Source organism: Aurantimonas marina, from assembly GCF_017183135.1.
GTDB lineage: Bacteria > Pseudomonadota > Alphaproteobacteria > Rhizobiales > Rhizobiaceae > Aurantimonas > Aurantimonas marina.
Window position 1 is genome coordinate 55909 of record NZ_JADDXW010000005.1, and the last position, 22248, is coordinate 78156.

A 22248-nucleotide genomic window follows, 5' to 3' on the forward strand; every position below is an offset into this window, starting at 1 on the left:
GTCCACCCGGGTGCCCGCGTCACAAAAAAGGCGGGTTGGTTCGGCTTTCAACGTTGCTGGCGTCGAGGGCACGGCGTAAACAGGCCTTCGAACGGCAGGGGATCGGCACGAATGAGCAATCCGCACAGCATTGAGATCACGCGCCGCTGGCGGACGGGACGGCTCGGGCTCTGTCTGGCGATCGGGCTGGCGGCTCTCGGCCTCGGCGGTTGCGCCTCGTCCGGCACCAGCGATGTCGAGGCCTTGGCGCTTGCCGCGCAGACAGAGCCTCCAGACGTCCTCTACAATCAGGGGCTGGCCAATCTCGAGGGTGGTCGCCTGGGTGAGGCAGCGAAGAAATTCGAGGCCATCGATCGTCAGCATCCCTATTCTGAATGGGCCCGCAAGGCGCTGGTCATGAACGCATTCGCCAGTTACCGCAGTGGTGACTACGACGGGGCGATCAATTCGTCCAAGCGCTATCTATCGCTCTATCCTGGCAGCGAGGAAGCGGCTTACGCGCAATACATCATCGGCTTGGCCTATTATAAGCAGATCCCGGACGTCACCCGCGACCAGAAGGAAGCCGCCCGCGCGGCTGCGGCGATGCGCGAGGTGATGGAGAAATATCCCGACTCCGAATATGCCGAGGATGCGCGCAACAAGGTGCGAATCGCCCGCGATCAGCTGGCCGGCAAGGAGATGCAGGTCGGGCGTTATTATCTGGAACGGCGTGAATACGTCGCAGCGATCAACCGCTTCAAGAATGTCGTCGACGTCTACCCCGAATCGCGGCAGGTCGAAGAGGCGCTCGCGCGTCTGACGGAGGCCTATTACGCCATGGGTCTGACCGGTGAGGCGCAGGCCGCGGCCTCGGTGCTCGGCCAGAACTATCCGAATTCGCCCTGGTATCGCGACTCCTACCAGCTCCTGCAGAGCAAGGGTCTCGCGCCGCGCGAAGGCAGCGCGACCTCCTGGTTCGGCACCATCGGCCGAAAGATCGCTGGCGGCTGATCACGCCGGTCCGGGCGGTCGGTAGATCGCCCGCCTCAAGCTTGTCGGGCGGCCGGTTGCAGAACCGGTCGCCCTTTTCGTTCGCGCTGCCATCCTCTCGCTCGCCCGATGCGCTATCTCGGTAACGCGGTTGCCATTGGGGCGCCGCTTCATTACCGACGATCCGGTCATGCTGGTTCACCTTTCGATCCGCGACATCGTTCTCATCGAACGGCTCGACCTCGCCCTGGGCGAAGGCCTCTCCGTGCTCACGGGTGAGACCGGCGCCGGCAAGTCGATCCTTCTCGACGCACTGTCGCTCGCCCTTGGCGGGCGGGGCGATGGCGGTCTCGTGCGTCACGGCGCCAGGCAGGGGGAGGTGACCGCCGTCTTCGATCTGGCGGCTGGCCTCGGCGTTCGGGCGCTTCTGGAAGAGAACGGCTTCGACGACGACGGCGATGTCATCCTGCGCCGCGTCCAGAGCGCCGACGGACGAACCCGCGGCTTCATCAACGACCGGCCCGCCAGCGTCGCGCTGATGCGCACGGTCGGGCAGGCGCTCGTCGAAATCCACGGCCAGCACGACGACCGGGCGCTGGTCGATCCGGAAGCGCATCGTACGCTGCTCGATCAATATGGCGGCCTCGAACGCGAGGCGGCGGCGGTGGCCGGCGCGCATGTGGCCTGGCGGAGCGCAGAGCAGGAGTTGCGCGCGCACCGCGCCAGGGTCGAGGCGGCGGCGCGGGAGGCCGATTATATCCGCGCCGCCGTCGAGGAATTGTCCGATCTCGCCCCGATTGCCGGCGAGGAGGAGGAGCTGGCGGAGCGCCGCCAGATCATGATGCGGTCGGAAAAGATCGTCACGGACGTCAACGATGCCTATGAGGAACTGTCCGGGTCGGCGTCTCCGATCCCGCCGCTGGCGGGCCTCCTGAAGCGTCTCGACCGCAAGCGCGATCAGGTGCCGGGTCTGCTCGATCCGACCATCGAAAGGCTCGATATTGCCCTCGACGCGCTGTCCGACGCGCAGATGGCGTTGCAGGAGGCGCTGCGCTCGCTGGAATTCGATCCGCGCGCGCTGGAACAGACCGAGGAGCGGCTGTTCGCGCTGCGTGCGGCGGGTCGAAAATTCTCGATCCCTGTCGACGCACTGCCTGAGCTCACGGCAAAGATGATCGGCGACCTGGCCGATCTCGACGCCGGCGAGGAGCGCCTGGCCCGGCTCGAGGAGGAACTCATCGAGAAACGGGCGTTGTTCGATCGCGACGCCGCTGCGCTGTCCGAACAGCGCCAGACTACCGCGCGTCTGCTCGAAGCTGCGGTGATGACGGAGCTTCCCGATCTCAAGCTCGATCGCGCGGCGTTTCTGGTCGAGATGGCGAGCGATCCGGACCGGCCCTCGGCCGCCGGCATCGACACGGTCGAGTTCTATGTTCGCACCAATCCCGGCACCCGCGCAGGGGCGATGATGAAGGTCGCGTCCGGCGGCGAGCTGTCTCGCTTTCTGCTGGCGTTGAAAGTCGCGCTCGCTGATCGCGGATCTGCGCCGACGCTGGTCTTCGACGAGATCGACACCGGCGTTGGGGGCGCCGTCGCCGACGCCATCGGTCGGCGCCTGGCGCGGCTCGCCGGGACCGTCCAGGTGCTCGCCGTCACCCATGCGCCGCAGGTCGCCGCCCGAGCCGCGACGCATCTCTTGATTTCCAAGGCCGCCGCCGATGCCGGCGAGGATCGGGTCGCAACCCGCGTCGCACCGATCGGCGAGGCGGGAAGGCGCGAGGAGATCGCCCGGATGCTCGCCGGCGAAACGGTCACCGACGAGGCCCGCGCCGCCGCTCTCCGGCTGATCGGCGCCGGAGCTTGAAGATGACGAAGCCTGAACGCGTTCTCATCGTCGGCGCGGGTCCAGTCGGGCTTGCGGCGGCCGTCGAGTTCCGTCGGCGCGGTTTTCATCCCCGCATCATCGACGCCGGGGAGGGGCCGACGGATGTGGCACAGTCACGGGCGCTCGGCATCCTGCCGACGACGCTCGATATCCTTGCAGCGTCGGGGATCACGGGTCGACTGCTGGCCGAGGGCGGCCGCATCGACAAGGCCGAGATTTCCCGCGATGGCAGGCATCTGTTCAGGATCTCGACCAGGCCGGCGCGCACGCGCCACAACTTCATCCTCACCCTGCCGCAGGGGCGCACCGAGCGACTGATGATCGAGTGGCTCGCCGCCCGCGATATCGCCGTCGAATGGAACACCGCCTTCGTCTCGCTGGCCGATACCCACGCGCCGCGGGTCCGCCTGTCCAATGGCGAGATCGTTGCGGCCGATCTGGTGCTGGGCGCCGACGGCGTGCATTCGGCGGTGCGCGAGGATATCGGCATTCCGTGGAACGGCGCGGGCTATCCGGCCGAGTTCGCGTTGGCCGACGTGGTCTTCGAGCGGCCGATTGACGCTTCGACCGCAAGGGCCAATCTCAGGACGGCGAACGGCGGCGCCGGAGGCGCGGTCGCGCTGTTGCCTCTCGGCGAGACGAAGGGCCGCTATGTCGGCATCGCGCCGTCCACCGCAGCGCTGCTGGCCGGAATCGAGGGCATTGCGGCCGTCACTTGGGAATCACGCTTTTCCGTCAGCTTCCGCCATGCCGAGCGCATGGCCAGGGGCCGGGTGTTCCTGGCCGGCGATGCCGCTCACGTTCATTCGCCCGTCGGCGGCCGCGGCATGAATCTCGGCATCTGGGACGCGGCCTGGCTGGCCTATCTCGCCAGCGAGGGGCGCCAGAGCGAATATGAGATGCGCCGGATGCCCTCCGTGCGACGGGTGCTGGAGGATACCAGGCGGATGACCGATGTCATCGCTGCGCCACCACAGCGGGTCCTGACCACGCTGCGCTATGCGATGCCGCTGGCGACACGGCTGCCCTGGGTGCGACGCAAGATCGCCGAACGGCTGTTGGCGCTCGATCTGCCGCAGCCCGAATGGCTATGAGACTGGCGTATGAAACGGGTAGGGAATCGCGGACACCATGAACGAAAAGCCGGTCGATGATCTGGACGAACAGGAGGCGGCGGTCGAACTCGAACGTCTTGCACGGGAGATCGCCGAACATGACCGGCGCTATCACGGCGAGGACGCGCCGACTGTCTCCGACGCCGAGTACGATGCGCTACGGCGCCGCAACGACGCGATCGAGGCGCGGTTCCCCGAACTGATCCGCAGCGACTCGCCGTCGCGCCGGGTCGGGTCGGAGGTGTCGGAGAAGTTCGAGAAGATCCGCCATGCTTTGCCGATGCTGTCGCTCGACAACGCGTTTTCCGATGAGGACGTTGCTGATTTCGCCAAGCGCGTCCGCCGCTTCCTGAAGCTCGCCGAGGACGCGCCGTTGGCGATCACCGCCGAGCCGAAGATCGATGGCCTGTCGCTATCTCTGCGCTACGAGAACGGCGAACTCGTCTCGGCGGCGACCCGGGGCGACGGCACGACCGGCGAGGACGTCACCCGCAACGCCCGGACCCTCGACGACATTCCAAACCGGCTGAAGGGGAACGCACCGGCCGTCTTCGAAGTGCGCGGCGAGGTCTATATGAGCCACGACGCTTTCGCCGCCCTCAACGCTCGGCAAGCCTCCGAAAACAAGCCGGTCTACGCCAATCCGCGCAACGCCGCCGCCGGCTCGCTGCGCCAGCTTGATGCCGGTATCACGAGGGGCCGCGCGTTGCGCTTCTTCGCCTATGCCTGGGGCGAGGCGAGCGATGTGCCGGGCTCCACGCAGATGGAGGTGGTCGCGGCGCTCCGGGATTTCGGCTTCGCGACCACGGATCTGATGCGCCGTTTCGAGACGATCGAGGGGCTGATCGAGCACTACCACCTTATCGAGGAGAAGCGGGCGAGCCTCGGCTACGACATCGACGGCGTCGTCTACAAGGTCGACGATCTGGCGCTGCAGAAACGGCTGGGTTTCGTCTCGCGTTCGCCGCGCTGGGCGATCGCCCACAAGTTTCCGGCCGAGCAGGCGACGACGGTTCTGAGGGCGATCGAGGTCCAGGTGGGTCGCACCGGCGCGCTGACGCCGGTCGCCAAGCTCGATCCGGTTACCGTCGGCGGCGTCGTCGTCCAGAATGCGACGCTCCACAATGCCGAGGAGATCGAGCGGCTGGATGTACGGGTCGGCGACACGGTCCGAATTCAGCGGGCTGGCGATGTCATCCCGCAGGTGCTTGGTATCATCGCGGAAAAGCGGCCCGAGGGCACCAAGCCGTACGAGTTTCCCTCGGTCTGTCCGTGCGAACTGAAAACCCCAGTCGTACGCGAGGAGACCGCTTCGGGGGCGCCGAGCGTGGTCAGGCGTTGCACCGGCGAGTTCGCCTGTCCGTTCCAGCGGCGCGAGCATCTGAAGCTGTTCGTCTCACGAAAAGCCTTCGACATCGACGGGCTGGGGGAGAAGCAGATCGATTTCTTCTACGACGATCCGGACTTCTCCATCCGCACGCCGGCCGACATCTTCAGGATGAGCGGCGCGAATGCGACTGGCCTGAAGAAGCTGAAGGACAAGGAAGGCTTCGGCGAGGTCTCGGCCAACAATCTGTTCGCCGCGATCGAGGCGCGCCGGACGATCCCGCTCGATCGCCTGATCTTCTCGCTCGGCATCCGCCATGTCGGCGAGGCGACGGCGAAGACCCTGGCCCGCGCCTACGGCTCCTTCGAGGCATTTCACGACGCCGCGCTCAAGGTGGCGGCGGGCGACGAGGAAGCGGGCGCCGAGATGGACGCGCTGGAGGACATCGGGGGGGCCGTGTTGACCGCTGTCGCGCGGTTCTTCTCCGAGGCTCACAACCTGCGTCTCGTCGAGGATCTGGTGGCACAGCTGACGGTCGAACCAGCCGAAAAGCCGGCCGCGTCCTCGCCCGTCTCCGGTCAGACCATTGTCTTCACCGGCTCGCTCGAGCAGATGACCCGCGACGAGGCCAAGGCGATGGCCGAGGCGCTTGGGGCCAAGGTCGCAGGTTCGGTGTCGAAGAAGACCGACCTCGTCGTCGCTGGCCCTGGCGCCGGCTCGAAGCTGAAGAAGGCCGCCGAGCTCGGCGTCGAGGTGATCGACGAGGATGCCTGGTTCGCACGGATCGGGCGAAAGGAAGGGAGCGGGGCCGGCTAGGCAACCCTCCCGATCGATTAAAAGGCCGAAGTTTCCGGCCGCGGCGAACTGGTGCGCAAGGTGGCGCATCTCAGCCCACCGATTGACTGAGCGACATCTTTCCCGGATAGCGGTCTCCCAGCTCCCGGGGGATGAGCGGCCTGCACCTCGTCCGTGCAAGATGCGCGGTCCGACGACGGTGCAGTGCGGTCACGGTAACCAATCGATTTCGCGTGCTCGCGAGAGCTTGTATTGCTCCCTGATGGTCGGCGGGCGACATTGCCGACGTTCGAACAAGGAATCCTCATGCCTCACCATCTGCTGCGCCGTCTGCGCCGCGCGGCGCCCTGGAGCGTTGCACTTGGCCTTGCTGTGACCAGTGCCGCCTTTGCGCCGAGCGCTCGCGCTGTGGGAGAAACCGAACGAAGCGGTTCGCCGAATACGCAGGATCCCGCGACGGCAGGAAAAGCGGAGGTTCCCGCGACGCGCGGGACGGCCGGCGCGTCATCGGAAATCATCCCCGCCGACGATCTCGCCACCATGCTCGAACTCGCCCAGGGCTATGGCGAGGCCGAACTGACCGCCGTCGAGGATGGCGACCCTGTCATCGTCGGCGAGATCAACGGCGTCGCCTACCAGTTGTTCTTTCTGAACTGCGCGGACAACCACACCGGCTGCGCCATCATGAACTTCTACGCGATCTGGGATGTCCAGGACGTCGCCATCAGTGCCATCAACGCATTCAACCGCACCCAGCCGTTCAACAAGGCGTATCTGACCGCGGACAATCTCCCGGTGGTCGAGCTCAACCTGTCGACGGAGGGCGGCATGACGCGCGGCCAGCTCGACAACGCGTTCGAGCGCTGGACCATCGTGCTGGCGGAGTTTCCGAGGCAGGTGCTGGGCGAAACGCGGTAAGGGGACACCGTCCCCATTTCGCCGCGCTTGCGCGTTGCGTCGCGACGAAGCATAAGCAAGCCTGAGCAAATGGTCGCCGGCACGACCCGCGACTCCGTTGGACCATCCGAGAATTGCATTGACCGAATCCGCCCGATCGGAGACCCGCGCCGCGCTGCGCCAACTCCTGCCCGTGCTTCTCGCCGTCGTCCCATTCGGCATGGTGTATGGCGCCATCGCGGTCGGCGCCGGGCTGACGCTGTGGCAGACAATGGGCTTTTCGGCGACCGTCTACGCCGGCGCCTCGCAGCTTGCCGCCTTGCAATTGATCGGTCTCGGAGCGCCGGTCTGGTCGGTGCTCCTGGCCGTCGTCGCGCTCAATTTCCGGCACGTCCTCTATTCGGCCTCGGTGGGCCGGCATCTGACGCGCTTTTCCGCGCCGCAAAAGGCCGCTGCGTTTTTTTTCCTAGTCGATCCTGTGTTCGGCGCCGCCGAGGCGCGGGCGAGCGGCCAGAAACTGACCAAGACCTATTATTTCGTCTACGGGATCGTGCTCTATTTCGGCTGGCTCGCGGCGACTTTGGCAGGCGCGGTATTCGGCGCAATGATCGACGACCCGCGCGCCTACGGCCTCGACTTCATCCTGCCGGTCTATTTCCTGACGCTGTTGATGACATTCCGATACCGCAGCCTGTTCTATCCGGTGGCGCTGGCAAGCGCGGCGGCATCGATCCTCGTCTACGTCACGATCGGGCCGCCCTGGCACGTCACCATTGGCGGGTTTGCCGGCATCGCCCTCGCGGCGTTTGCCCGACCTGCCGGCCATTCAACCGGGGAGGGCGCCGATGGCTGACATCTGGTGGATCATCCTGCTCGCCGGTCTGCTGACCTATCTGACCCGAGCCGGCGGACATCTCCTGCTGGCGCGGATCGGCGTGATGCCGCCGCGGCTGGAAGCGGCGCTGAACGCCGTGCCGGCGGCGGTACTCACGACCATCGTCACTCCCGTCCTGGTGACCGGCGACTGGCCGGAGCGCGCCGCGATCCTTGTCTGCCTGGTCTTGTCGCTGCGGCTGCCGCTGATCGCGGTCGTCGCCATCGGCACGGGGCTGGTTGCGGCGGCGCGAGCGGCCGGCTTCTGACCCCAGGAACGACGACGACCGAAAACGCAAACGGGCCGGCAGTGCCGGCCCGTTTGCGGGATCAGGATTCCTGGATGGCGGAAAGTTTCCATTCGCCGCCATCCTGGCGCACGAAGGTCCACAATTCCGTCGTCTCCGTGGCATGGTCCGGATCGCCCTCTACCACCTCTCCGGTGGTCCGGTCGCGCATCACGTCGATCGACGAGTAGCGCATCGCAAGGCTCGCATAATCGCGTTCCCCCTCGCGCCAGGCTTCGGCGATATCGCCCTGTTCGAGCTTGACGTCGAGAACATCGTTCTTGCGGCCCGACGTGGCGTTCTCCGACAGTTCCTCGGCGAGATAGGACATGACCTCCGGCGTGGTGATCGCCCGCAGCGCTGCGTAATCCTCGCGCGAGAACGCCGCCTGCACCTCGTGAAGCTTCTGCTCGAAGGTGTCGAGGTCGGCGTTGGTGATGCCGATCTCGTCGGACGGTTCGCTCGCTGCGGTTGCCGCTCCCGTCGCGGCGCTGCCGCCCAGACCGGCACCCGAGCCGATCGAGGGGATGCGGAAGCTGCCATTGCCGGCCGGCTGCGCCGGCTCCTCATAGGCGCGGCGCGCGGCCGGATCGGCGCCATTCGCGCGGGCCGGGCTCGGATTGCGGCCCCGGAACAGCCGCATCAGCAACGACGCTCCGACTACGATCAGCAGGATCTGCATGATCATCGCCAGAATGCCGCCCATGCCGCCGAAGCCGCTTCCCATCAGCATGCCGAACAGGCCGCCGAGCATCAAGCCGCCGAGAAGACCACCGCCCAAGCCGCCGAACAGCCCGGGACGACGGGCGGCGATGCCGTTCTGAGCAGCGCCCGCGCCCGGCTGCGCGGCCTGGCCTGGGGTCATAGAGCGCTGGACCGGCGCAAAGGATTTGGGTGCCGTGGTTGTGGTCGGCGCCGACTGGAAGGTGCGGAAGCCCCGGCTGCCGAAGCTGCCCCCGCGACGGGCGTCGGCGTAGTCGACAGCGACGAACGAGAAAGCGAGGAAGAGGCTTGCGAACACTGCACCGAAGCGAAGGCGATTGACCATGTGATGTTCCGTCAAATTGGCGTCCGGCGCAATATGGGAGGCCGAAGCCCCTGTCGCCAGCGGTCCGCGCCGAATTCTTGAGCCTCAGCGCGCCAATTCACGTGTCGCGTCCTCGATACCCTTCAAAGTCATCTCAAACATCCGATCGCCAGTCGCCTCGCGGATCAACTGGATCGATTGCGTCCAGTCCCAGTGTTCGCGCTTGACCGGGTTCAGCCAGACGGTCTTCGGCCATTTGGCGGTAAAGCGTTCCAGCCAGACGAAGCCTGGCTCGGCATTCCAGTGCTCGACCGACCCACCCGGCATGGCGATCTCATAGGGGCTCATCGAGGCGTCGCCGACGAACACCGCCTTGTAGTCCGATCCGAAAGTGTGGAGCACGTCCATGGTGGAGATCGTCTCGGCATGGCGGCGACGATTGTCCTTCCACAACCGCTCATACGGGCAATTGTGGAAGTAGAAGAATTCGAGGTGCTTCAGCTCCGAGCGGGCGGCGGAAAACAGCTCCTCGACCGCCCGGACATGGTCGTCCATCGACCCGCCGATATCGAGAAACAGGAGTACCTTGACGGCGTTGCGCCGCTCCGGCCGGGTCTTGACGTCGAGATAGCCGTGCTCGGCGGTGGAGCGGATCGTGGCGGGAAGGTCGAATTCCTCCTCGGCCCCGTCCCTAACCCAGCGGCGCAGCCGCTTCAGCGCGACCTTGATGTTGCGGGTGCCGAGCTCGATGCCGTCGTCGAGATTGCGGAACTCGCGCCGGTCCCAGACCTTCACCGCCTTGCGGTGGCGGCTCTCCTTCTGGCCGATACGGACGCCTTCCGGGTTGTAGCCATAGGCGCCGAACGGCGAGGTTCCGCCGGTGCCGATCCATTTCGAGCCGCCCTGGTGGCGCCCTTGCTGCTCTTCGAGGCGTTCTTTGAGCGTCTCCATAAGCTTCTCGAAGCCGCCGAGGGATTCGACCAGCTTCTTCTCGTCTTCCGTGAGGTGCTTCTCGGCGAGCCGGCGCAGCCATTCCTCGGGCAGTTCGCGCATATCTACGCCGCCGCCGGCCTCGCCGGATACCGCTTCCACGCCCTTGAAGTTTTCGGCGAAGACCCGGTCGAACCGGTCGACGAAGCGCTCGTCCTTCACCAGGCTGGCGCGCGCCAGATAGTAGAAGCCCTCGACGTCGTAGGTGACGAGATCGGCCGCCACCGCGTCGAGAAAGGCCAGGTGCTCGCGCAGCGTGACCGGGACACCGGCGGCCTTGAGCTTGAGGAAGAACGTCAGGAACATGAGGCAAGGGTAGGGCAGGGAGTGGCGCTTGTCAGCCGGCGCATTGTTTCGCCGGAATCGGCAATCTAGGATTGGGTTGGTTGATCGCGATACGTCAGTGGCGTATACTAGGGGCGGAGATGGCGTTGAAGATCGAAGTTGGTGAAACCCGACGCTTTCTGCTCGACCGTGCGTTCTACGGCCTGTCCGACGATCGCAAGGATCGCATGTTCGCTCAGCTGGAATCCGATCCCGCGATCGGAACGCCGCGGGCCGACCGGACGTCACTTTGGGATTGGCGGTTTGGAGGGTTCGACGTCACCTACGCGATCAGCAACGATTTCAGCAAGATCGTGCTGCTGGAACTTCGACCCCGGACCGAGAAACCCGCGCCGCTTCTGGAGCGCACGTGGGACGCCATCGACAAGATCAATAAGATCAAGCGTTTGATTGGTCTGTGATATGAGAAATGCGATGAAGAAAAGGAAGACCGAGGAGGAGGCGGCCGAGCATCTGGCAGAGTCCCTCGAACAGGCGCTGAAATGGTTTCAGGGCGACGCTTCCGACGTCACGGTTCACACGTTTACGATCGAGGTGCCGGACGTCGCCAAGCTGAGGCGCAAGCTGAAGCTGACGCAGGCGGATTTTGCCCTGAAGATCGGCGTTCCGGTGGCCACGCTGCGCAATTGGGAGCAGGGCCGGCGCTATCCGACCGGTCCGGCGCGCGTCCTCCTCAATGTTCTGGCGCGGCGGCCCGATCTGGTGATGGAGGCGATCGAGGCTTCCCAACCGGTCGAGGCGGCGGAATAACCGCAGTGCCGGCGCAAGGCCGATGCTTCCTTCTCGCTCACCCTGCCTTCGAGGCCGGTCGTGCAAATGCACTATTGTGCGAGCTTGTCGCGGAATTTCTCAGGCACCTGATCGAGCGTCAGTTTCTTCTGCTCCTTGACGTCGTGCGCGAAGGCGACCAGGTCGGCAAGATCCTGGCCGCTCAGATCGATGACCGCGCCCAGTTCCGCTTCCTGCATCGCCGCCATCGCGGGGGCGCCGCGCCACATGCGGGCGGCGAATTCAAAGGCGTTCATCGGCGATGGCATCTCGGCGGCGTCAAGCGACGGGCCGACTTCGACCCCGACGCCGTTGACCGAATGGCAGACGACGCAACCCTTGTCGACGAACAGCTGGCGTCCCCGTTCGGCGTCGAGCGGTGGCATGGCGATACCGATATCGCGCATGAACCCCATCATGCGGTCGACCTGTTCGGGCGGCATCTCCTCGATCGCTTCGAAATCGTGGCCATGCTCGTGGCCCTGGTGCATTTCGCGCATCTCTTCAAGCGGAGCAGACGCGCCGTGGCCGTCGTTTTCCGTCTCCGAGGAATGACCGGGAGCGGCCATGGCGCCGACCGGCGCAAGCGCCACGGTTACGGCCACGGCCGCTGCGGCAAGCGTGACAGGGGACATCGTCATATTCCTTTCAGATCATCGTAACGGCACCGCCCGCGCCCTTCAGAATCTGCAAAGGACGCAGTCGGTCCAGGAAGCACCACACCATCTCGTCCGAAAGCCGAAACTGCTCGGCGGCAACGATGCCGTAGCACCGAACACGGGATCGAGCGTTGATTCACATCAATCCCGCGCTGCGCCACGTTGAGGGGCGCCTTACAAATTTCTGAAAAACAGCACCGTTTTCTGAAAAACAGCACCGTCCGGATCGGTTAGACCGGCGCGGTTCAGCTTGGCAGAGTAATCTCGCCCTTGAGATAGAGCACCCCCTGGCCGGCCACCACGGCGGTCTCACCGTCCAGCCGGCAGCGCAGATCGCCGCCGCGCTTCGACACTTGCCGCGCCGTGAAGTCGCTCTTGCCCAGCCGCTCGGCCCAATAGGGCACCAGCGAGCAATGCGCCGAGCCGGTCACCGGGTCCTCGTCGATGCCGGCCTTCGGCGCGAACATGCGCGAGACGAAATCGATGCCGAAGCCCGGCGCGCCCTTTGCCGTGGCGATGATATTGCGCGGCGGCAAGGCCGCGATCGCCCTTATGTCCGGCGCCAGCGCCTCGACCTCGGCGGAGCTATCCATAACGGCCAGCCAGGACGTGTCGTTCGGCACGGTGAAAGAGAGCACCGCCTGCGGCCGGGCGCCTAGGGCGTCGGCCAGCCTGTCGATATCGGCCGCATCGACGGTCCCGGCCTCGTGACGACGCGGGAAGCGCATCGCATACCAGCCGTCAGCGCCCCGCGTCACGGTGAGCTCGCCCGATTCCCGTGTGACGAAGGTCAGGGTCGCGGCGGTCTCGCCGAGATATTCGGCGAGGACGAATGCGGTGGCGAGCGTCGCGTGGCCGCAGAGCGGCACCTCGATGGTCGGGGTGAACCAGCGCAGCTCCCAGCGCGCCGCGCCGGCCGGCACGAAGAAGGCAGTTTCGGCGAGATTGTTCTCGGCGGCGATCGTCTGCATCGTGGCGTCCGGCAGCCACGTCTGCAGCGGCACCACAGCGGCCGGATTGCCGGAAAACAGTCGGTCGGTGAAGGCATCGACTTGGTAGAGGGGGAGGCGAGTCGCTGTCATGTCGGTCTCAGCGCTGATATTTGATGAACGGCGTTTTGCTCCCGATTCGATCATAGAGCTGGCGGCCCGTATAGTTGAACTCCTGCGTCATCCAGTAGACGCTGGGACAACCGGCGTCGTCCGCCGCCGCATAGACGGCTTCGATCAGCTTTCGGCCGACGCCCTGGCCTCGTACGGCCGGGTCGGCGAAGAGATCCTGCAGATGGACGACGTTCTCGCTGCGCCAACAATGGCGATGCTGCAAGTAGTGCACGAGACCGACAATCTGGCCGTCACGGACCGCCAGCAGGCCGCATGGGTCGTAGAGCACGTGGCCGAGCAATCGCGCAAAGGTCGTTGCGTAGACCTCCTCGGTCGTCGTGGTCCCGTAGAAGTCGAGATAGGCAGTCCAGAGCCGTCGCCAATCGGCTTCGTCCGAGGTTTCCAACGGGCGGATCGTAATGGTCATGCCTACCCCTTCCGCCTTGCCAGAAACGCCAGGCGCTCGAACAGGTGCACGTCCTGCTCGTTCTTGAGCAGCGCGCCGGCGAGCTTCGGCAGAGCGCTGGTCGGGCTCTCGCGCAGATCCTTGGGTTCGATGTCCTCGGCGACGAGCAGGCGAATCCAGTCCAGCGCCTCCGAGGTCGACGGCCGTTTCTTGACGCCCGGCTGCTCGCGCAGCTCGTAGAACTGGGTCAACGCGGCGCGCACCAGCTCCTTCTTAATGCCGGGATGATGCACCTCGACGATCTTCGCCAGCGTCTCGGGATCGGGGAACTGGATGTAATGGAAGAAGCAGCGGCGCAGGAACGCGTCCGGCAACTCCTTTTCGTTGTTCGAGGTCACCACGACGATAGGCCGGTGCCTGGCCCTGACCGTCTCGTCGGTCTCGTAGACATCGAACTCCATCCTGTCGAGCTCCTGCAGGAGATCGTTCGGGAACTCGATGTCGGCCTTGTCGATCTCGTCGATCAACAGGACGACGCGCTCGTCGGAGGCGAAGGCCTCCCACAGCTTGCCGCGGCGGATATAGTTGCGGATATCGTTGACCTTCTCGTCGCCGAGCTGGCTGTCGCGCAGCCGCGAGACGGCGTCATATTCGTAAAGCCCCTGCGCCGCGCGCGTGGTGGACTTCACCGTCCACTGGATCAGCCTGAGCCCCAGCGCCTCGGCGATCTGGAAGGCGAGTTCCGTCTTGCCGGTGCCCGGCTCGCCCTTGACCAGCAATGGACGTTCGAGGGTGATCGCGGCGTTGACCGCGATCATCAGATCCTTGCCGGCCACATAGGCGTCGGTTCCGGTAAAGCGCATGCGTGTCATCCTGTGTTCCGTTGCTCGGAACCATAAGGTTCGGCGAGGCGGTGGCAAGCGGGGGGAAGGGTGCTTTGGCGCCACGTCCCGCCGGCCGGGCTTATCGAGCCGCTGCTCTGCCCTATGTTGCGGCTGCGAAGTGCCGGCCCGCGTGATGCTCCAGGAGAATTCACCGTCCATGACCCAACCGAGCTTTGCCGCGCAATCTGGCGCCACTGGTGAGGGCGCTCTCGGCACCGTCCTGACTGTGTTGTTCGCGCTTGCCTGCGGCGCGCTCGCGGCCAATCTCTATTACGCCCAGCCGCTGGTCGCGCTGATCGGCGACGACACCGGCCTGTCGGCCGCGACCGAGAGCATGATCGTCACCGTCGCGCAGATTGGTTACGCGGTCGGCCTCGTCCTCTTGGTGCCGCTCGGCGACCTTATTGAGAACCGCAAGCTGATCCTCGTCACGATGGCGGCGAACGTCGTCAGCCTCGCCGGCCTCGCGCTGGCGCCGGGCCTGACGACACTGTTCGCCATGATGCTGGTCGTCGGCATCACCTCGACGGCGGCGCAAATGCTGGTGCCGCTCGCCGCCAATCTCGCGCCCGCCGCCGAGCGAGGCAAGGTCGTCGGCAACGTCATGAGCGGGCTTCTCGGCGGCATATTGCTGGCCCGGCCGGTCTCCAGTTTCCTCGCCGACTATGTCGGCTGGCGCGGCGTGTTCGGCCTGTCCGCGGGGCTCATCGCAGCGCTTGGTCTGGCTGGTCTGATCCTGTTGCCGCGCCGCGAGCCCCACGGCGAACGGAGCTATGCCGTGCTGATCGGCTCGCTCGGCAGGCTGTTCGTCCGCCAGCCGGTGCTGCGCCGGCGCGGGATCTACCATGCCGCGATGTTCGGGGCGTTTTCACTATTCTGGACGGCCGCGCCGGTGATCCTTCTGCGCGCTCCCTACAATTTCACCCCGAGTGGCGTCGCGCTGTTCACGCTGGCCGGCGTCCTCGGCGTCTTCGCCGCACCGGTCGCCGGGCGGCTCGCCGATCGCGGCTACACCCGCGCCGGCACCATCGTAGCAATCGCAACTGTGATCGCTGCGTTCGTCGCGGCGCTGTTCGGCGGCGTATCGCTGGCCGCCCTGGTCGCCGCAGGCATCCTGATCGACCTCGGGGTGCAGGCCAATCTCGTCTTCGGCCAGCGCGAGATCTACCAGCTTGACGCGACCATCCGGAACCGGCTCAACGCCGTCTACATGACCACCTTCTTTCTCGGCGGGGCGATTGGATCTGCACTATCGAGCCCGGTGCTCGAAGCCTTCGGCTGGGTGGGCGTCTGCATTATCGGCATCGCCATGCCGACTGCGGCGCTGATTTATTTCCTCTTGGCCGACGAGACGGGCTGAGCGGCGATGTCGGCCGTTTCCCACTTGTCGAGGAAAGCTTCGATCGGCAGCGCCTGCATGTCGGGGATCGCCGCAAACAGCACCTCCGGCAACCAGTCCCACCAGGCCAGACGCCGGAGCCGCTCGACGCTCTCTGGCGGAAACCGTTCGCGCAGTAGCCGTGCCGGTACGCCCGCGACAATGGCATAGGACTCGACATTCTTGGTCACAACAGCATTGGCGCCGACCACCGCGCCGTCGCCGATCTGGACGCCGGGCATGATCACCGCGCCATGACCGACCCAGACATCGTGGCCGATCGTCACGCGCTTTGCCCTGCGGTGTTCGCGCCAGTCGGCGTCGATCGGCAGAAAGCGGAAATATTCGTTCGGCCTGTAGCTGATCTTGTGCGTTGTGGGGCGCTCCAGTGGGTGTTCGAGCGCGTTGATCCTGACATTCGCCGCGATCGAGCAGAATTTGCCGAGATCGGTGTAGATCGCCTCGCCGCCGCGCTCGAAATAGGAAAAATCGCCGACCGAGACGTCCCGCAGGAGCACTCGCTGGCCGATCTCGACGAAACGCCCGAGGCGCGTTTCCTTCAGTTCCGCCGACGGGTGAATGCGCGGTTCGGACGACCGCAGGCGCAAATCGTCGTCCCGGTCATCGGCGTGGTCATCCGTTGCGGCGCTTGTCGGAAGGCTCGGCTCTTGTGGATCGTCGGTCATCATCCGCCCATAACCTGCAACATGGCGGTGGTACAGGGCAGCCGGAAATCGGCCGCCTCGCCGCGAAGGTAAGGCGAACCACGAATGTTTTGATTTTGCAGCGGCCGCGCCACCTGCCATGCTGCCCTCCGGTGGCGAAGGGTCAACTGTCGCACCAGCGATCTTGGGAGGATCCGATGGCTGAGAATGGTTGTTGCGGGCCGGGCTATGCATCGCCGAAGGAGGCAATGCAGGCCGAGCGGGAGAAGCTGCTTTACACGGTGGCGCTTTATGTCGGGACGGGCGTGGAGAAGCCGGATTATCTGGCGACGGTGGATGTCGACCCGGATAGCCCGACCTATTCCAGCGTCGTCGCGCGAACCGAAATGCCGGGGATCGGCGACGAGCTGCACCATTCGGGCTGGAACGCCTGCTCGTCCTGTCATGACGATGCGTCGAAATCCCGGCGCTATCTGCTAATGCCCGGCGTGCGCACCTCGAACATCAATGTGATCGACACGGCCGATCCGACGAATCCGAAGCTGCACACGGTTGTATCCGGCGACGAGATCAAGGCGAAGACCGGTTTGTCGGCGCCGCACACGGTCCATTGCCTCGGCTCGGATATCATCATTTCCATGCTCGGCGACGCCGAGGGCAACGGCCCCGGCGGCTTTCTGCATCTCGACGAGAATTTCAACATCGTCGGCCGCTGGGAGAACGAGCTCAACGGCATGAAGTACAATTACGACTTCTGGTACCAGCCGCGCCACAACATGATGGTGAGCTCGGAATGGGCCGCGCCGAACACCTTCATGCCGGGCTTCGAACTGGAGGATGTGGCCGCCGGAAAATATGGTCAGTCGGTGCATTTCTGGGACTTCAAGGCAAAGGCGGTCGCGAAATCCGTCGATCTTGGCGCCGAGGGCATGATTCCGCTGGAGGTCCGAGGGCTGCACGATCCCGAATCCCATCACGGTTATTTCGCCGCGACATTGTCCTCCAACGTCTTCCACTGGTGGAAGGATGACAATGGCGAACCCCAGCTGGAGAAGGTGATCGACATCCCGACCATCGATGTCGCGGGCTTCCCGGTGCCGATGCCGAGCCTGATCACCGACATCCTGATCTCGATGGACGACCGTTACATCTATTTCGCCAACTGGCTGCACGGCGATCTCAGGCAGTACGACATCACCGACCGCTCGAACCCGAAACTGACCGGTCAGGTCTGGCTCGGCGGCATGCTCGGCAAGGCGTCGGAGGTGAACGGCGTTGCGGTGCAGGGTGCCCCGCAGATGATCCAGCTGTCGCTGGACGGCAAGCGGCTCTACGTCACGACATCATTGTTTTCGACCTGGGACAACCAGTTCTATCCGGGCATGAAGGACAAGGGCGCGCAGATGTTCATGGTCGACTGCGACACCGAGAACGGCGGTATGAGCATCAATTCCGACTTCCTGGTCGATTTCGGCAAGGAGCCAAACGGTCCCTCGCGCTGCCACGAGATGCGCTATCCGGGCGGCGATGTGACCAGCGACATCTGGATGTGAGTCGGGTGGGCGGTCGGTCCCTCGACGGACGGTACGGACAGTGAAATCCCACCGGGTTACGCTGGTGAATCGGAACGGCCGCGTCCTGGATGTTGGTGAGGACCAGCCGATCCTCGACGCCGCAGAGGCGGCCGGGCTCGTCCTGCCGGTCGCCTGCCGTTATGGCGGGTGCATCACCTGCGCCGGGCGACTGATCTCGGGCAAGGTGCGCCAGCCGAAGGGGACGGCGCTGAACCGCCGGCAGAGCGCCGCCAGCTATATCCTGCTTTGCATTGCGCGGCCCCGCTCCGATTGCGCCATCGCCGTCGGCGTCGAGAGCCATGATGACCTTTATCGAAACCCCTTCGCCGACTCCCCGGCGTCGGGCAAGGGATCGCGAGGACGGCCATAGGGTCTCGCATCCGGCGGGGCGGCTATGCTATTCGCATCCCGATACCAATCGGATGCGCGGGAGAGGCGGGCCGGGTCTTAAACACACCCGTGCACGATGATGACATGAACGGACTTTCGTTGTTTCGAGCCGGTCTTTGGGCCGTCGTCGCGCTACTTGCAGGCGCAGTCGCGGCGCTGATATTGTTTTACGCTCCGGTCGGCCCGGTCAGCGGCGAGGGACCCTTCGGGACGCCCTTTGCGCTCGTCGATCAGAACGGCTCGGCGATCACCGAGGCCGATCTGAATGGGACGCCCTCCGCAGTGTTCTTCGGCTTCACCCATTGCCCGGAGGTCTGTCCGACGACGCTTTACGAGCTTGCCGGTCATCAGAAGCGGCTGAAGCAGGAGGGCAAAGACCTGCAGGTCGTCTTCGTCACCGTCGATCCGGAACGCGATACGCCCGAAATCCTCAAGGATTATGTCAGCGCCGTCGGTGCAGACATCACCGCGATCACCGGTGCGCCGGACAAGATCGCGACGATGCTGAGGGGCTGGGGCGTCTATGCGGCGAAGGTGGGCGAGGAGCCCGATTATTCCATGGACCATACGGCAACGACATTCCTTTTGGACGCCGATGGCGCGCTGGCCGGCACGCTAGCATACGGCGAAAATTCCGACACTGCGCGCGCCAAGCTGGATCGGCTTGTCGGGCTTTGACGCGACCTCTTAAACGCGCCGTGCGAAATCGGACACGGGACCTGCGACTAGCGATCGCTGCGCCCATTCCCTTCTTGCCTCTCCGGTCTAATTGGGCGGCGTCGCTCGCAAGGATAATCGCATATGGATGATCTCGCCGCCCAGATCGCTCTCATTGGTGCCGCGGGCATCGCTTCGCAGTGGCTTGCCTGGCGCCTGCAGATTCCGGCGATCGTGCTCTTGCTCGCAGTCGGTCTCGTCTTCGGCCCGTTCACCGGCTTCATGAATCCACGCGCGGATTTCGGCGACCTCTACACGCCATTGGTGTCAACAGCCGTCGCAATCGTGCTGTTCGAGGGTGGGCTGACGCTGAATTTTCGCGAGATTCGCGAGACATCGACAGCGGTACGGCGCATCGTCATCGTGTCCGGCCCACTCGTCTGGCTGATGACGGCGCTCGCCGCCCATTATATCGGTAATCTGTCCTGGCCGACGGCGATCATCCTCGGCGCAGTGCTGGTGGTCACCGGGCCGACGGTGATCATGCCGCTTTTGCGCCACGCCAAACTGAAGACCCGGCCGGCGTCGATCCTCAGATGGGAGGCGATCGTCAACGACCCGCTCGGCGCGTTGTTCGCGGTCATCTCCTTTGAAACATTCCTCGTGCTCACAGGGGCGCACGAGGCCGAGAACCTGATCCTCAACGTGATCCTGGCGATCATCGTCGCGGTTCCAGGCGGTATCGCGGTGGGGCGCGCACTCAGCTGGCTGTTCAGCCGCGGCCACGCTCCCGAATATCTGAAAGCGCCGATCCTCTTCGCCGCCGTCGTTGCGATGAATTCCATCACCAATCTGGTACTCGAGGAGGCTGGGCTGCTCACTGTGACCGTGATGGGTATCACCATGGCCAATGCCCGGATCGCCAGCATTACCGAACTCCGGCGGTTCAAGGAGACGATCACCACGCTACTCGTTTCGGGCCTGTTCATTGTACTGACCGCCTCGCTGCAGATGGACGTGATCCGCAGCCTCGAATGGCGGGTTGTCGGCTTTCTGGCTGTCGTATTGTTCCTGGTGCGGCCATTGGCCGTCTTCGTGGCGACGATTGGCGCGGGCCTGAACTGGAAGGAACGGTTGCTTGTCGGTTGGATCGCACCGCGCGGTATCGTCGCGGTTGCGGTTGCCGGCCTATTCGGCGCGACGCTTGCGCGCATTGGGGTGACCGATGGCGACCGCATGATCGCCTATACGTTCGCCCTGGTCGCCGCGACGATCGTCCTGCACGGCTTTTCGCTCGGGCCGCTGGCCCGACTTCTCGATCTCAGATCGGCGGATCGGCCGGGCGTCCTCTTCGTCGGCGCGTCGCGGTTCACCATCGCCTTCGCCCGCCGGCTCAAGGCGCAGGAGGTTCCTGTTCTCATCGCCGACGGCAATTGGTCGCGCGCATCCGAAGCGCGGCTGGCCGAAGTCGAGGTTTGGTATGGCGAGATCCTGTCGGAACAGGCTCACCATTCCCTCAATCTCTCGCGCTTCGACCATATGGTGGCGGCGACCGATAACGACGCCTACAATGCATTGATCTGTACGGATTTCGCGCCGGAGATCGGCCGTTCCGACGTGTTCCAGATCGGCGATCTCGGCGCTTCCGATCGCCAGTCGATGAACTTCACCATCGGCGGCTTGCCGCTGTTCAAGCCCGGCAAGACATATGCCCAGTTGCGTGATCTTGTCGTCGACGGCTGGACGTTCCAGGCAACGCGGCTAACCGAGGAATTCGGCTACGAGCGCTTCGTCGAGACGCGGCCGGCGGAAACCCACGTGCTGTTGTGGATCAAGCCCTCAGAAAGTCTCGTCTTCGCCGCGTCCGAAGGATCGGGCGAGCCGGACGAAGGCGACACCATCATTTCCTTCGGCCCGCCGCGACCGGAGCGCGAGCAGGATAAGATCGTGAAGGCGACAACGACCGAACGCGAGGCCCGCGCCGAAAAGGCGCGCAAGACCACCGAAGCAGCGTCCGCCAACGTCAACGCCGCGACCGCCGGCTGATGGCCCAGTCGCGCTATTTCCTGCGGGCTGGCAAGGCCGAGGCTGAAGCCGTCTATGAGGCCCTTGACACAGCCTTCGAAGAACATGGCTCGCCGGTGGCAATCAGCGAAATCAACGAGACGAGGGGGCTCTTCGAGGTCTCGGCCTATTTCGACACCGAGGACGCGGACGCCTGGGAAAGCATCTTCGCGGATGCGGTCGGACCGGAGCTAGCCGGTCGAATCGAGCGCGAGGAGCTTCCCGATAAGGATTGGATGGCTGATGTTCTCAAAACATTGAAGCCGGTGCGCGCCGGCCGCTTCCTTGTTCATGGTGCCCATGATCGCGAAAAGATCGCCGCCAACGACCTGTCCATCGAGATCGAGGCCGGGCAAGCCTTCGGCACCGGGCATCATGGCACGACGGCTGGCTGTCTGACGATGATCGGGCAGATTGCCGCGCGGCGCCGTCCACGCAACGCGCTCGACCTCGGCACGGGAAGCGCGGTGCTCGCGATCGGCCTGGCCAAACTCGCCCGCGTACCGGTGCTCGCGACCGACATCGACCCGGTGGCCGTGCGTGTCGCCAAGGCCAATGTCATTGCCAATGGCGTCGCCCCCTTCGTCACCAGCGCCACCGCCGTCGGCTTCGCGGGGCCCGCGATCCGCGCGCGCGCGCCGTTCGATCTGATCGTCGCGAACATTCTCGCCGGGCCGCTGATGAAGCTGGCGCCGCAATTCACGCGGCATCTGGCGCGGCACGGCGACATCGTCCTGTCGGGCATTCTGGTCAGCCAGCGGGACGCGGTTCTTTCGGCTTTTCGCGCGCAAGGGCTATTCCACCGATGCACATTGGTGAGGGGCGATTGGGTGACGCTGCATCTGGTCCGGTGAGGGGCGAAAGCGGCCTCAAGACACGAAAACGCCGGCGCGCGGTGACCGCCGCCGACGTTTCGATGCTGCGTGGAAATGCCGCTGGATCAGCGACGCTCGGGCGTGCGTCCCTCGAACAGCGACTCTCGCCCGGCCAGTTCAAGGCCATCGCGTCCGAGAAACGCCATGCGGTCTTCGATGTAGCGTCGGGCCTCACGCTCGCGCGCTTCGATCATGCGGTCCAGCATGCTGCGCATGAAGCCTTTGGAGCGGCCGGTGCCGCGGTGGGACAATTCAGTGTAGGTCGTCGTGGCCATCGCAATATCTCCTGATGCGCTTCGCTGGCCTCCCCTT

At 64.9% G+C, this 22248-nt stretch carries 23 protein-coding genes; 15 read left to right on the forward strand and 8 right to left on the reverse strand.

The genetic code is table 11. The features are described 5' to 3' along the window. The first annotated feature begins 111 nt into the window (after positions 1 to 111). The 7 genes from ING15_RS07545 to ING15_RS07575 all read left to right on the forward strand — a co-directional run bounded on the left by ING15_RS07545 (position 112) and on the right by ING15_RS07575 (position 8133). On the forward strand, positions 112 to 993 hold the full coding sequence (locus ING15_RS07545; RefSeq protein WP_206454187.1) for an outer membrane protein assembly factor BamD: 882 nt from the start codon (positions 112 to 114) through the stop codon (positions 991 to 993). Between the two features lie 169 nt (positions 994 to 1162). After that, a complete protein-coding gene (gene recN, locus ING15_RS07550; RefSeq protein ID WP_206454188.1) occupies positions 1163 to 2836 on the forward strand; it encodes a DNA repair protein RecN in 1674 nt (557 codons plus the stop codon). 2 nt (positions 2837 to 2838) lie between these two features. Further along, positions 2839 to 3951, forward strand: a complete 1113-nt coding sequence (locus ING15_RS07555) for an FAD-dependent oxidoreductase (RefSeq protein WP_206454189.1) — start codon at positions 2839 to 2841, stop codon at positions 3949 to 3951. 37 nt (positions 3952 to 3988) lie between these two features. Next, entirely contained in the window at positions 3989 to 6115 is a 2127-nt protein-coding gene (ligA, locus tag ING15_RS07560; RefSeq protein WP_206454190.1) for an NAD-dependent DNA ligase LigA, read from the forward strand. Between the two features lie 285 nt (positions 6116 to 6400). Further along, positions 6401 to 7012 (forward strand): YbjN domain-containing protein, encoded by a 612-nt coding sequence (locus ING15_RS07565; protein ID WP_206454191.1) that lies wholly within the window; start codon positions 6401 to 6403, stop codon positions 7010 to 7012. Positions 7013 to 7130: 118 nt separating this feature from the next. Next, positions 7131 to 7844 (forward strand): AzlC family ABC transporter permease, encoded by a 714-nt coding sequence (locus ING15_RS07570; protein WP_206454192.1) that lies wholly within the window; start codon positions 7131 to 7133, stop codon positions 7842 to 7844. Next, on the forward strand, positions 7837 to 8133 hold the full coding sequence (locus ING15_RS07575) for an AzlD family protein (protein ID WP_206454193.1): 297 nt from the start codon (positions 7837 to 7839) through the stop codon (positions 8131 to 8133). Before ING15_RS07570 ends, ING15_RS07575 begins: the two co-directional genes overlap by 8 nt. Before the next feature lie 61 nt (positions 8134 to 8194). On the opposite strand, the gene ING15_RS07580 is transcribed toward ING15_RS07575, so the two are convergent. Further along, the gene (locus ING15_RS07580) at positions 8195 to 9199 is read right to left on the reverse strand and encodes a Tim44 domain-containing protein (RefSeq protein ID WP_206454194.1); all 1005 of its coding nucleotides are present in this window, start codon (positions 9197 to 9199) and stop codon (positions 8195 to 8197) included. Between the two features lie 84 nt (positions 9200 to 9283). Continuing rightward, positions 9284 to 10474 (reverse strand): vWA domain-containing protein, encoded by a 1191-nt coding sequence (locus ING15_RS07585; RefSeq protein ID WP_206454195.1) that lies wholly within the window; start codon positions 10472 to 10474, stop codon positions 9284 to 9286. Positions 10475 to 10599: 125 nt separating this feature from the next. On the opposite strand from ING15_RS07585, the gene ING15_RS07590 reads away from it, so the two are divergent. Both ING15_RS07590 and ING15_RS07595 read left to right on the forward strand, forming a co-directional pair. Beyond that, positions 10600 to 10914, forward strand: coding sequence for a hypothetical protein (locus ING15_RS07590; RefSeq protein ID WP_206454196.1), 315 nt, complete (start codon positions 10600 to 10602; stop codon positions 10912 to 10914). Positions 10915 to 10927: 13 nt separating this feature from the next. Continuing rightward, positions 10928 to 11263 carry a helix-turn-helix domain-containing protein gene (locus ING15_RS07595; protein ID WP_206454197.1) on the forward strand — a complete coding sequence of 112 codons (336 nt, stop codon included), beginning with the start codon at positions 10928 to 10930 and terminating at the stop codon, positions 11261 to 11263. 71 nt (positions 11264 to 11334) lie between these two features. Here the strand turns inward: ING15_RS07595 and ING15_RS07600 are convergent, their stop codons facing one another. The 4 genes from ING15_RS07600 to ING15_RS07615 all read right to left on the reverse strand — a co-directional run bounded on the left by ING15_RS07600 (position 11335) and on the right by ING15_RS07615 (position 14312). Then, positions 11335 to 11916, reverse strand: coding sequence for a c-type cytochrome (locus tag ING15_RS07600; RefSeq protein WP_206454198.1), 582 nt, complete (start codon positions 11914 to 11916; stop codon positions 11335 to 11337). A gap of 269 nt (positions 11917 to 12185) precedes the next feature. Further along, positions 12186 to 13022 carry a PhzF family phenazine biosynthesis protein gene (locus tag ING15_RS07605; RefSeq protein ID WP_206454199.1) on the reverse strand — a complete coding sequence of 279 codons (837 nt, stop codon included), beginning with the start codon at positions 13020 to 13022 and terminating at the stop codon, positions 12186 to 12188. Between the two features lie 7 nt (positions 13023 to 13029). Then, the gene (locus ING15_RS07610; protein WP_206454200.1) at positions 13030 to 13470 is read right to left on the reverse strand and encodes a GNAT family N-acetyltransferase; all 441 of its coding nucleotides are present in this window, start codon (positions 13468 to 13470) and stop codon (positions 13030 to 13032) included. Between the two features lie 2 nt (positions 13471 to 13472). Then, positions 13473 to 14312, reverse strand: a complete 840-nt coding sequence (locus ING15_RS07615) for an AAA family ATPase (RefSeq protein ID WP_206454373.1) — start codon at positions 14310 to 14312, stop codon at positions 13473 to 13475. 178 nt (positions 14313 to 14490) lie between these two features. Between ING15_RS07615 and ING15_RS07620 the strand changes: the two genes are divergently transcribed. Next, complete coding sequence (locus tag ING15_RS07620) at positions 14491 to 15693, forward strand: MFS transporter (protein ID WP_206454201.1); 1203 nt, start codon at positions 14491 to 14493, stop codon at positions 15691 to 15693. Here ING15_RS07620 and ING15_RS07625 read toward each other — a convergent pair. Beyond that, positions 15663 to 16400: a DapH/DapD/GlmU-related protein gene (locus ING15_RS07625; RefSeq protein WP_232845627.1), complete on the reverse strand. Its 738-nt coding sequence runs from the start codon at positions 16398 to 16400 to the stop codon at positions 15663 to 15665. The genes ING15_RS07620 and ING15_RS07625 overlap by 31 nt on opposite strands. Positions 16401 to 16573: 173 nt before the next feature. Here ING15_RS07625 and ING15_RS07630 point away from each other — a divergent pair, with 173 nt between their 5' ends. The 5 genes from ING15_RS07630 (at position 16574) to ING15_RS07650 (ending at position 21915) form a co-directional block, all read left to right on the forward strand. Continuing rightward, a complete protein-coding gene (locus ING15_RS07630) occupies positions 16574 to 17929 on the forward strand; it encodes a selenium-binding family protein (protein ID WP_206454202.1) in 1356 nt (451 codons plus the stop codon). A gap of 40 nt (positions 17930 to 17969) precedes the next feature. Then, positions 17970 to 18320, forward strand: coding sequence for a 2Fe-2S iron-sulfur cluster-binding protein (locus ING15_RS07635; protein ID WP_206454203.1), 351 nt, complete (start codon positions 17970 to 17972; stop codon positions 18318 to 18320). 104 nt (positions 18321 to 18424) lie between these two features. Continuing rightward, positions 18425 to 19018, forward strand: coding sequence for an SCO family protein (locus ING15_RS07640; RefSeq protein WP_206454204.1), 594 nt, complete (start codon positions 18425 to 18427; stop codon positions 19016 to 19018). Between the two features lie 123 nt (positions 19019 to 19141). Continuing rightward, the gene (locus ING15_RS07645; protein WP_206454205.1) at positions 19142 to 21043 is read left to right on the forward strand and encodes a cation:proton antiporter; all 1902 of its coding nucleotides are present in this window, start codon (positions 19142 to 19144) and stop codon (positions 21041 to 21043) included. Beyond that, positions 21043 to 21915 (forward strand): 50S ribosomal protein L11 methyltransferase, encoded by an 873-nt coding sequence (locus ING15_RS07650; RefSeq protein WP_206454206.1) that lies wholly within the window; start codon positions 21043 to 21045, stop codon positions 21913 to 21915. Before ING15_RS07645 ends, ING15_RS07650 begins: the two co-directional genes overlap by 1 nt. Before the next feature lie 86 nt (positions 21916 to 22001). Here the strand turns inward: ING15_RS07650 and ING15_RS07655 are convergent, their stop codons facing one another. Next, complete coding sequence (locus ING15_RS07655) at positions 22002 to 22211, reverse strand: hypothetical protein (RefSeq protein WP_206454207.1); 210 nt, start codon at positions 22209 to 22211, stop codon at positions 22002 to 22004. Between the last annotated feature and the right edge of the window lie 37 nt (positions 22212 to 22248).

Excerpts from the sequence above, each read along its gene's own strand:
- ING15_RS07610 (WP_206454200.1), bottom strand. The coding sequence starts at position 13,470 with ATGACCATTACGATCCGCCCGTTGGAAACCTCGGACGAAGCCGATTGG.
- ING15_RS07645 (WP_206454205.1), top strand. The coding sequence starts at position 19,142 with ATGGATGATCTCGCCGCCCAGATCGCTCTCATTGGTGCCGCGGGCATC.
- ING15_RS07605 (WP_206454199.1), bottom strand. The coding sequence starts at position 13,022 with ATGACAGCGACTCGCCTCCCCCTCTACCAAGTCGATGCCTTCACCGAC.
- ING15_RS07655 (WP_206454207.1), bottom strand. The coding sequence starts at position 22,211 with ATGGCCACGACGACCTACACTGAATTGTCCCACCGCGGCACCGGCCGC.
- ING15_RS07545 (WP_206454187.1), top strand. The coding sequence starts at position 112 with ATGAGCAATCCGCACAGCATTGAGATCACGCGCCGCTGGCGGACGGGA.
- ING15_RS07575 (WP_206454193.1), top strand. The coding sequence starts at position 7,837 with ATGGCTGACATCTGGTGGATCATCCTGCTCGCCGGTCTGCTGACCTAT.
- ING15_RS07585 (WP_206454195.1), bottom strand. The coding sequence starts at position 10,474 with ATGTTCCTGACGTTCTTCCTCAAGCTCAAGGCCGCCGGTGTCCCGGTC.
- ING15_RS07650 (WP_206454206.1), top strand. The coding sequence starts at position 21,043 with ATGGCCCAGTCGCGCTATTTCCTGCGGGCTGGCAAGGCCGAGGCTGAA.
- ING15_RS07620 (WP_206454201.1), top strand. The coding sequence starts at position 14,491 with ATGACCCAACCGAGCTTTGCCGCGCAATCTGGCGCCACTGGTGAGGGC.
- ING15_RS07600 (WP_206454198.1), bottom strand. The coding sequence starts at position 11,916 with ATGTCCCCTGTCACGCTTGCCGCAGCGGCCGTGGCCGTAACCGTGGCG.
- ING15_RS07595 (WP_206454197.1), top strand. The coding sequence starts at position 10,928 with ATGAAGAAAAGGAAGACCGAGGAGGAGGCGGCCGAGCATCTGGCAGAG.
- ING15_RS07615 (WP_206454373.1), bottom strand. The coding sequence starts at position 14,312 with ATGCGCTTTACCGGAACCGACGCCTATGTGGCCGGCAAGGATCTGATG.
- ING15_RS07580 (WP_206454194.1), bottom strand. The coding sequence starts at position 9,199 with ATGGTCAATCGCCTTCGCTTCGGTGCAGTGTTCGCAAGCCTCTTCCTC.
- ING15_RS07630 (WP_206454202.1), top strand. The coding sequence starts at position 16,574 with ATGGCTGAGAATGGTTGTTGCGGGCCGGGCTATGCATCGCCGAAGGAG.
- ING15_RS07640 (WP_206454204.1), top strand. The coding sequence starts at position 18,425 with ATGAACGGACTTTCGTTGTTTCGAGCCGGTCTTTGGGCCGTCGTCGCG.
- ING15_RS07625 (WP_232845627.1), bottom strand. The coding sequence starts at position 16,400 with ATGATGACCGACGATCCACAAGAGCCGAGCCTTCCGACAAGCGCCGCA.
- ligA (WP_206454190.1), top strand. The coding sequence starts at position 3,989 with ATGAACGAAAAGCCGGTCGATGATCTGGACGAACAGGAGGCGGCGGTC.
- recN (WP_206454188.1), top strand. The coding sequence starts at position 1,163 with ATGCTGGTTCACCTTTCGATCCGCGACATCGTTCTCATCGAACGGCTC.
- ING15_RS07555 (WP_206454189.1), top strand. The coding sequence starts at position 2,839 with ATGACGAAGCCTGAACGCGTTCTCATCGTCGGCGCGGGTCCAGTCGGG.
- ING15_RS07565 (WP_206454191.1), top strand. The coding sequence starts at position 6,401 with ATGCCTCACCATCTGCTGCGCCGTCTGCGCCGCGCGGCGCCCTGGAGC.